Origin of the sequence: Enterobacter wuhouensis, assembly GCF_004331265.1 — a bacterium.
Lineage (GTDB): Bacteria > Pseudomonadota > Gammaproteobacteria > Enterobacterales > Enterobacteriaceae > Enterobacter > Enterobacter wuhouensis.
Genome location: NZ_SJOO01000025.1, coordinates 1 through 7,422, shown reverse-complemented (window position 1 = coordinate 7,422; position 7,422 = coordinate 1). Strand labels below are relative to the sequence as shown.

Genomic DNA, 7,422 nt, shown 5'->3' with positions numbered 1-7,422 from the left:
CTGGCACAAAGCTGACGTCTCAGCCTGTGTATGAACGTAAAAGCTACCTTCAAGTGATAAGCCGCTTCGGGTAATGACGAGGCGCTTGTGTGACATGCTGAAGGACCTACTTCGATGTTTCCTGAAAGCCTGATTGCCCATGCTAAACGACCCTTAGAAATTTCTATGGCGACATAATCGCATAAGTCTCTTCCACGTGTGTTATAACCGAGATACAAATCGCCACCACTGGCGGTTAAGAGGCATCTCATGAAACTACGCATCACAAGAGCAATCGGCCTCAGCAAGTTCTCGCCACGTTGGGTTAAGGTTATCTGTTTACGGTTGACTAAAAACGATATTGAGCGCTCCCTCAACGCGCTTCTGGCCACAATTGATGAATCTGAACTCACCCCTGAGCAAGTCAAATTGTTAAGAGAGTGTATTGATAGAATTAACCTAGCAAGAGGAAAGGGGATTCAGGCGTGAGCAATTTTGATAAAAGGTAAGCAAACACTGTATTTGCGCGGCGCGTTTGCTGCGCAAGTATCGCTGACCGGTCGATACTAGGTGAGCTTTTAAAGCCAAATATAATTGGATCAAAGCTGGTGGGAGGGGATAGAGATGAACTGGTTCTTTGTGAGCGAAAATGAGACCAACTATTTAAGCCTGCTCCGTTTACCGCATCTCAACTGAGTTCTTTTTTCTTTGCGTAGCAGGCTAAATCTTCATTTTGCTGGAGTTAGCATACGCCGCAACCCTGAACGGCATTGAACAATACGTGCAAGAAATCCAGCAAAAGCATAGATTGAAAGGCTCTTGACCTCAAGTTAACTTGAGCTTTTAAGATGGCGATTCTGGAGATAGTCAAAGGATTAGCCTAATGAAAGAGATTGATGTCGGTTTTACGCACGTTGCGTTTGTTGTTAGAGATTTGGAAAAAAGCATTGATTTCTACAGCCGTTATGGTGGCATGGAAGTCGTACACAGGCGAGAGCCTGACCTTCCGGAGGCACGTAAAGTCGCGTGGTTAAGCGACCGAACTCGCCCTTTTGCGCTTGTCCTTGTCCAGGTTGATGCTGTGACTGACACCCCTCTAGGTAATTTTGGTCACTTGGGAGTTGCATGTTCAAGCATTGAAGAAATCGACAATAAGGTAGCGATGGCCAGAATGGAAGGCATCTTGCGAAAAGAACCGGTTCAGGCAGGCGAACCGGTAGGTTATTATGTCTTCTTCGCTGATCCTGATGGTAACACACTTGAACTTTCTTATGGTCAGAAAGTCGGGATCGAGGCTTTCCGTCAGGATGATAAAGTGCCTGCATCTCAGTAAATTTCGATAATCGGTTGGATTACATTACGCACTGGTAATGTTTCATGTCGTTTTAGAGCTTGCTGACTAATTTGTTGCTTAGTAACAGCAAGCTCCATAATAGCCTTTGCGAATTTTCATTTTATAAATCTCATTTCTAAACCACAATTTAGTAGCAAAACTGCACAAAACTCCGCTGAAATATATTCAACATAACTATTGTGTAGACCACCAAATCTGAGATCTGTCCCAAATCGCTCTTAAAACAGATACCTGCAAGCCTGGAAGCGCTCCATCCTTCTAACACTCTTTAATCGTTGCAAAATCCGTAAGATACGTTTATAAATATACTGTATATGCATACAGTTGTTCATTGCGGAGGGAAAAATGAAAATCGAGTTAGCCATTGATCGCATGAAGAAACTTCCTGATGGAGCTATACCTGAACTCGAGTCAGAACTGCTCAAAAGGCTCAGCAAGCAGTTTGATAATTGTCAGCTAACGATCAAGCGTGCCAGCAATGATGGTCTGAGTGTTTTCGGGGGCGACAAGAATGAGGTTGAGCAAATCCTGCAGGAGACCTGGGAAAGCGCCGACGAGTGGTTTTATTAATCGCATAAATTTCACTGGAGCAGTTTCAACGTGTATCGCTGTTTGCGTTCCCCTGGCTGTTCCCGGTTACTATTTACCGCGTCAATAAGTCGCTCTGGGGGAAATAGTGTGTAGTGCAGATGCCTTTAATGCAGATGATCAATGGTACGACGTGGTCAGAAGGGCCGATAAAGCAGTTATCTATAGCTTCCCGGCGGAAGGGAGATATCTGGTTTATCGAGTAAATGGAATAATTTCATTACGACCGTTACTCGAAGAGGAAGAAATATTCACTCTCAACGGATTTATGCAATTTGCAAAACGACTGGGGTACCGAGTTACACCACCGTCTGATATTATTCTTTCATAGGCCTGAACAACCTATACCTGATGCGCCACGGAGAGAACCATGGCGCTAGAATTACAACTTATCAAACACCATTCAGGAATACTGATCCCGGCTACGCCCGAGACCAGCGATATCCTGCAATCAAAAACCCGGCTCGGCGATGTTCTTGTTGCCGAGTTCAGGCGGCTACGAAACCCGGCATTCCACCGGCGCTTTTTCGCGCTTCTCAATCTCGGTTTTGAATACTGGGAACCAACCGGCGGGGCTATCTCGAGTAACGAGCGGAAGCTGATCACCGGCTACGCCAAGTTCCTGGCTTCGTATGGCGGGAATGAAGGCGCGCTTATCGATGCTGCCGAGCAGTATCTTGAGCAGGTTGCATACCGGCGCGTCACGAATGGCATTAGCCTGTGCAAATCCTTCGATGCTTACCGCTCCTGGGTGATCGTCGAAGCAGGGCACTTTGATGCCATTCAGCTGCCAGACGGCACACTCAAAAAACATCCTCGAAGCATCTCGTTTGCCAACATGGACGAGCTCGAATTCCAGCAGCTCTATAAAGCTGCGCTCGATGTCCTCTGGCGCTGGGTCCTGTCGCGTTCATTCCGCAGTCGCGATGAGGCCGAAAATGTCGCCGCGCAGCTGCTTGGCTTCGTGGGGTGACGGGTATGAAATATTCTTGGTTCCATCATACCGACTGCAGCACCGAACAGGCCGACGAACTGGTTAAGCGTTACAAAGCGCGCGGCGTGCGAGTTGAACGCAGCCTAAACCAGGATTACGTGACCTGGACTGTCAGTGCATTCCTTCCGACATCTAACACACCAGCGCGCCCGGACAGCCGCTGGCGAAACCGGATGTGGGGGTGAACGTGAAGACATATCAAATAACTTTACCCTGGCCGCCGAGCAACAACCGGTATTACAGGCACAACCGCGGGCGCACGCACATTAGCGCTGAAGGCGTCGCGTACCGCTATGTAGTCGCCAGCGTCATTCGAAGCGCCCGGCTTAATATTCGGACAGCTGCACCACTCAAAATCCGAATTGAATGTCACATGCCCGACCGCCGACGCCGCGATCTGGATAACCTGCAGAAAGCTGCATTCGATGCTTTAACCAAGGCGGGATTCTGGCTGGATGACTGCCAGGTTGTGGATTATCGCGTTGTGAAAATGCCTGTCGTTAAGGGCGGGAAATTAGAACTCACCATTACCGAGCTGGAGACCGCATGAATCTTGAAAATACCCTCAAATATCACTTCGCCAAATCGACAATGATTAGCGACTCTCCGCGTGCTACTGCGTCAGACTCATTAACCGGAACGGATATCATGGCTGCCATGGGCATGACCCAGGAACGGGCAGCCTTGGGTTATAGCGCTTTTCTCGGGAAGATGGGTATCAGCAACAACGACCGGGAGAGGGCGATTGAGTTACTGGCCCAGTACGCGCTGACCAAGTGCGATAGGGTTGCTGCGCTGCGCAAACTGGATGCCGGGGTTAAGCCACTGGTGATGCATCGGTTGGCCAGCTTCGCGTTCGAGGACTATTCCCGCAGCGCCGCAAGCGTGAAGCAGTGCGATGACTGCAATGGGAATGGGTTCATTGACGCTGAGGTCTTCATCATGAAGTCTCACACTCCGGCAAGAGAGAAGAAGTTCGTGAAGATGTCTTTGCACATAGGCGTTGAAGATTTTCGTCCTTCCGATTATGAGGTGCACAGGCAGGTCAGGGAGGTTGCACGCGTTCTCTGCCCTCAGTGTAAGGGCAAGAAGGTCGTTAGTTGTGCCTGTAGAGATTGCCATGGACGCGGGAAAGCTGTTAGTCAGGTTCTTACTGAACAGCAGGGTGTGTCGGTTCTGGCTGACTGTAAGCGCTGCAGCGGGCGGGGGTATGAACGAATTCCTTCCACTGAGGCTTACGCTGCGGTGTGCCAGATAACGGATGCAATCAGCCTCGATACTTGGAAGAAGTCTGTTAAGCCATTCTACGACCAGCTCATCACAAAGTTTGATATCGAAGAGGCGTGGGCTGATGCGCAGCTGAAACAGATAACAAAATAGGGCGTTATTTTATCGTGAGCTATTTACTTTTCCCGAATCTGTGGTAGTTTTCCTCTAACGATGGGTTATTGTCTTCGTTTAAAGCCCTGCGGTTAACACCGCGGGGCTTTTTTATAAGCTATGCATGGCCTTACCCAAATGTTCTCGTCACTCTCAAAAATCAACCTGAATAGACGTAAAAAAGCATAGCTATACGAATAAGTCTCTAGATTCAAAATGAGACAATGACTACCTCTTAACTACCATTGAGGTTAGTGTCATGCAAAAACGAGGATTTGTATTCTATCTGGTCGCCATTATTGTTTTTGGATTGTTTATACAAATCGCACCAGGAGAGCTTCTTACTGGTTTCAAAAACGCCTTCGGGGATGCCTTAGTGGGCATAATTGGGCCCAACAGATAAAATGTAGCTTAACGCTCCTCGTTATCAGGCGGGATGTTTGACTTAATCCATTTTGAAGTATTTCTAACGCCATACTTCTCGCCGCTACTATAAACTGAACTAATAACAGTGAGGAGATGGCAATGACAGAAGGTTTCTACTGGATTCAGCACAACGGCAGAGTGCAGGTTGCTTACTACACCAATGAGGTTACTGATGATCTTGAAACGGGTCAGATGATTACTGGTGTTTGGCATCTGACACAGGGTGACGACATCTGCGACAGCGGAGAAGCTGAGGTGATTGAAGGCCCTCTGCCTGTACCATTTAAATGAATATATTCATCTGATTACGTGGCAGATTCTTCATACTGCACATATGCTTCTTAAGCATCCTGCAGAATGGATGTTTCTGAAAGCGTTTTTGTGGTGGATCCCCCTAAGCGGAGGGGCGGTTCAGCAGGACATTTCTCCAGAGTGTCCAACCAGCGCGTGGAAATGTATTCTGTGATCATTTCCACCGGGAGGCACCCGGCACCACTCCCTCAGTTATTGCCAACTTAGCTATTTATGCCTGCTTGTCCGAGCAGGCTTTTTTTTATTTTTCCTTTGTGTTTTGTTAGGGGCCTCATGGCTATGAAGGGGTGCTAAACCTCAGTATGTGTTTTAGCAAAACGGTCCTCGAAACATAACAAGCTCGTATGAGACAAAAAAGCGCGGAGAACGATATCACTCCTCTCCGCAATAATAATTTCAGTGCTACCCGCTTGTATCTCTTATATCCCTATGAGGATAAGTTTTTAACTTATCGCAAATGATAACATCTGAAAACTATGCGAATAGTTAATTGTTTTAAAGCTGTAAAAAGTTCTTCTTAAGGATTATTTAATTTTTTGCATTCTTCAGAAAAAGGAAGCTCCAGCAGGTTACAACCCTCATAAGGCTACCGTTTGGCAGCCTTTTTTATTTCTAGCAACAGCACCCGCACTTAGCGAGGTGAGAGACCATGAAAATGAATGATTCAGGGAACATCTTCACGCAGTTCTTCGCGTGGGTAGCAGCTCTGGCGTCAGCCATTGGATTTACCACTCAGGATCTGGTGTTCATGTTCTTTGGCGCTGCTGGTCTGCTTATCTCGCTTGCCTCCTATATTAACGGGCGGGTAGATGCAAACCGCAGGCGTAGAGAGGATGAGAAGCGAACAAAAATGGTCAATGACTACCTGAAAGGCGTTGGTGATAAACCCCTTCACGAGCGTCCTGCTGCTGCAAGCGTGGTCGTTGAGGCATTACAAAAGGAAGGTGAGTGATGGGATCCAGAGCAAAGTTGAGTACTGCAGTTCTGGGGCTGATACTTGCTGGAGCGCCTGCATCAGTCATTCTCGATCAATTTCTGAATGAGAAAGAGGGTAACAGTCTCACGGCCTACAAAGATGGCGGTGGTATCTGGACTATTTGCCGCGGCGCAACGATGGTTGATGGTAAACCGGTTGTGCAGGGCATGAAATTGACACAGGCCAAATGCAATCAGGTGAATGCTATCGAACGCAATAAGGCTTTGGCATGGGTTGACCGCAATATTTCGGTACCGCTTACCGAACCGCAGAAAGCTGGGATCGCATCTTTCTGTCCGTACAACATCGGGCCGGGTAAGTGCTTCCCGTCCACGTTCTATAAGCGCATCAATGCCGGTGACCGCCATGGGGCATGCGAGGCAATTCGCTGGTGGATTAGAGACGGTGGCCGCGACTGCCGCCTGACTAAAGGCCAGAAGAACGGCTGCTACGGTCAGGTAGAACGGCGAGACCAGGAAAGCGCGCTGGCGTGCTGGGGGATCGACCAGTGAAATTTAATCTTTTACCAATCGTGGTTGTGGTTATTGCTGGTCTGTCAGTCGCTCTCGTTAAGAGCTGCTCAGACACCAGTAGCCTTCAGAGCGATAACGACGTTCTGCGGAGTGACAACTCTTTGCAGGGGCAGGTGATCGCTACCCAAGCCTTCAACTTCAATCGATTCAATCAGGTTTCGGAGCATGCCAATAGGCTTAACTCCCTTATCGACACCAGAACCGAAGAAACCGTAATCGAATACCGGGAGATTCTCCGCCGTGAAAAAACCTGTGATCTTCCTGTTCCTGCTGACATTGCTGGTGGGCTGCTCGAATACGCGTACCGTTTACGTTCCAGCGCAATGCACGCCGATACCCACGGATCTGACGCAGCCGATGATGGTACCGCTGCCTCCAGCTCAATAACATACTGCCAGGCAGTGCTCTGGATTAAGCCTCTGCTGGCCGTGATTGAGAAGGGGAACAATAATCTGGCTGGTATAAGACAGATAGAGCTGGAAAGGAAAAACTAGGGATGGCTCGTCCTTGAGCACACGGGTATTTCTGAACGACGGCTTTACCTGACATAGCAAAGCACCTTTAAATTTTAGAAAAGACTCAATATTTAACAAGCGAACCGCATCAATCCCAAAAAAAGCCCCCACAAAGAGGGCTAGGGGAGTCTCAGTTTCACATGCTCTTCTTATGGATGTTTCCCTGGAGTTGGCATTCTCCTCATCAGAGTCATGAATAGCCTGGCCGCAACCAAGTGATCAACAAGCGCAAGCGGTTGTAATAGGAATAGCCTCAGTCTGTTGGTGAAAATTATTTTCTCGAATAGTAGATGACTATTGGTATATCCCCATAAAAAATAACCAAACATTTGACGCGTTTTATTGAGTTTTCGAACTGATGATTT

The 7,422-nt window shown here is 47.9% G+C and carries 12 protein-coding genes; 11 read left to right on the top strand and 1 reads right to left on the bottom strand.

Annotated elements, in window-relative coordinates; all coding sequences use genetic code 11:
* Positions 1 to 249 precede the first annotated feature (249 nt).
* From E0L20_RS23655 to E0L20_RS23600, 11 genes are all read left to right on the top strand, one after another.
* A complete protein-coding gene (locus E0L20_RS23655) occupies positions 250 to 468 on the top strand; it encodes a hypothetical protein (protein WP_131636012.1) in 219 nt (72 codons plus the stop codon).
* Between the two features lie 394 nt (positions 469 to 862).
* Positions 863 to 1,312: a VOC family protein gene (locus E0L20_RS23650; RefSeq protein WP_131636011.1), complete on the top strand. Its 450-nt coding sequence runs from the start codon at positions 863 to 865 to the stop codon at positions 1,310 to 1,312.
* Positions 1,313 to 1,678: 366 nt separating this feature from the next.
* Entirely contained in the window at positions 1,679 to 1,903 is a 225-nt protein-coding gene (locus E0L20_RS23645; protein WP_131636010.1) for a DinI family protein, read from the top strand.
* Positions 1,904 to 2,291: 388 nt separating this feature from the next.
* Positions 2,292 to 2,894 (top strand): DUF1367 family protein, encoded by a 603-nt coding sequence (locus E0L20_RS23635; RefSeq protein WP_131636009.1) that lies wholly within the window; start codon positions 2,292 to 2,294, stop codon positions 2,892 to 2,894.
* A 5-nt stretch (positions 2,895 to 2,899) separates the two neighbouring features.
* Entirely contained in the window at positions 2,900 to 3,100 is a 201-nt protein-coding gene (locus tag E0L20_RS23630) for a hypothetical protein (RefSeq protein ID WP_063132112.1), read from the top strand.
* Positions 3,101 to 3,102: 2 nt separating this feature from the next.
* Positions 3,103 to 3,465, top strand: coding sequence for a crossover junction endodeoxyribonuclease RusA (rusA, locus tag E0L20_RS23625; protein WP_131636008.1), 363 nt, complete (start codon positions 3,103 to 3,105; stop codon positions 3,463 to 3,465).
* The gene (locus tag E0L20_RS23620) at positions 3,462 to 4,295 is read left to right on the top strand and encodes an antitermination protein (RefSeq protein WP_131636007.1); all 834 of its coding nucleotides are present in this window, start codon (positions 3,462 to 3,464) and stop codon (positions 4,293 to 4,295) included. Before rusA ends, E0L20_RS23620 begins: the two co-directional genes overlap by 4 nt.
* Positions 4,296 to 4,820: 525 nt before the next feature.
* Complete coding sequence (locus E0L20_RS23615) at positions 4,821 to 5,012, top strand: hypothetical protein (RefSeq protein WP_131636006.1); 192 nt, start codon at positions 4,821 to 4,823, stop codon at positions 5,010 to 5,012.
* Positions 5,013 to 5,682: 670 nt separating this feature from the next.
* Entirely contained in the window at positions 5,683 to 5,985 is a 303-nt protein-coding gene (locus E0L20_RS23610; RefSeq protein WP_014832171.1) for a hypothetical protein, read from the top strand.
* Positions 5,985 to 6,521 (top strand): lysozyme, encoded by a 537-nt coding sequence (locus tag E0L20_RS23605; protein ID WP_131636013.1) that lies wholly within the window; start codon positions 5,985 to 5,987, stop codon positions 6,519 to 6,521. The genes E0L20_RS23610 and E0L20_RS23605 overlap by 1 nt, the downstream gene beginning before the upstream one ends.
* The gene (locus tag E0L20_RS23600) at positions 6,518 to 7,036 is read left to right on the top strand and encodes a hypothetical protein (protein ID WP_131636005.1); all 519 of its coding nucleotides are present in this window, start codon (positions 6,518 to 6,520) and stop codon (positions 7,034 to 7,036) included. The genes E0L20_RS23605 and E0L20_RS23600 overlap by 4 nt, the downstream gene beginning before the upstream one ends.
* Positions 7,037 to 7,206: 170 nt before the next feature.
* Here E0L20_RS23600 and E0L20_RS23945 read toward each other — a convergent pair.
* Positions 7,207 to 7,422: hypothetical protein (locus tag E0L20_RS23945; RefSeq protein WP_207389467.1), on the bottom strand; the 216-nt coding region annotated here is incomplete at its 5' end.

Excerpts from the sequence above, each read along its gene's own strand:
- E0L20_RS23605 (WP_131636013.1), top strand. The coding sequence starts at position 5,985 with ATGGGATCCAGAGCAAAGTTGAGTACTGCAGTTCTGGGGCTGATACTT.
- E0L20_RS23655 (WP_131636012.1), top strand. The coding sequence starts at position 250 with ATGAAACTACGCATCACAAGAGCAATCGGCCTCAGCAAGTTCTCGCCA.
- E0L20_RS23615 (WP_131636006.1), top strand. The coding sequence starts at position 4,821 with ATGACAGAAGGTTTCTACTGGATTCAGCACAACGGCAGAGTGCAGGTT.
- E0L20_RS23620 (WP_131636007.1), top strand. The coding sequence starts at position 3,462 with ATGAATCTTGAAAATACCCTCAAATATCACTTCGCCAAATCGACAATG.
- E0L20_RS23610 (WP_014832171.1), top strand. The coding sequence starts at position 5,683 with ATGAAAATGAATGATTCAGGGAACATCTTCACGCAGTTCTTCGCGTGG.
- E0L20_RS23650 (WP_131636011.1), top strand. The coding sequence starts at position 863 with ATGAAAGAGATTGATGTCGGTTTTACGCACGTTGCGTTTGTTGTTAGA.
- E0L20_RS23630 (WP_063132112.1), top strand. The coding sequence starts at position 2,900 with ATGAAATATTCTTGGTTCCATCATACCGACTGCAGCACCGAACAGGCC.
- E0L20_RS23645 (WP_131636010.1), top strand. The coding sequence starts at position 1,679 with ATGAAAATCGAGTTAGCCATTGATCGCATGAAGAAACTTCCTGATGGA.
- E0L20_RS23635 (WP_131636009.1), top strand. The coding sequence starts at position 2,292 with ATGGCGCTAGAATTACAACTTATCAAACACCATTCAGGAATACTGATC.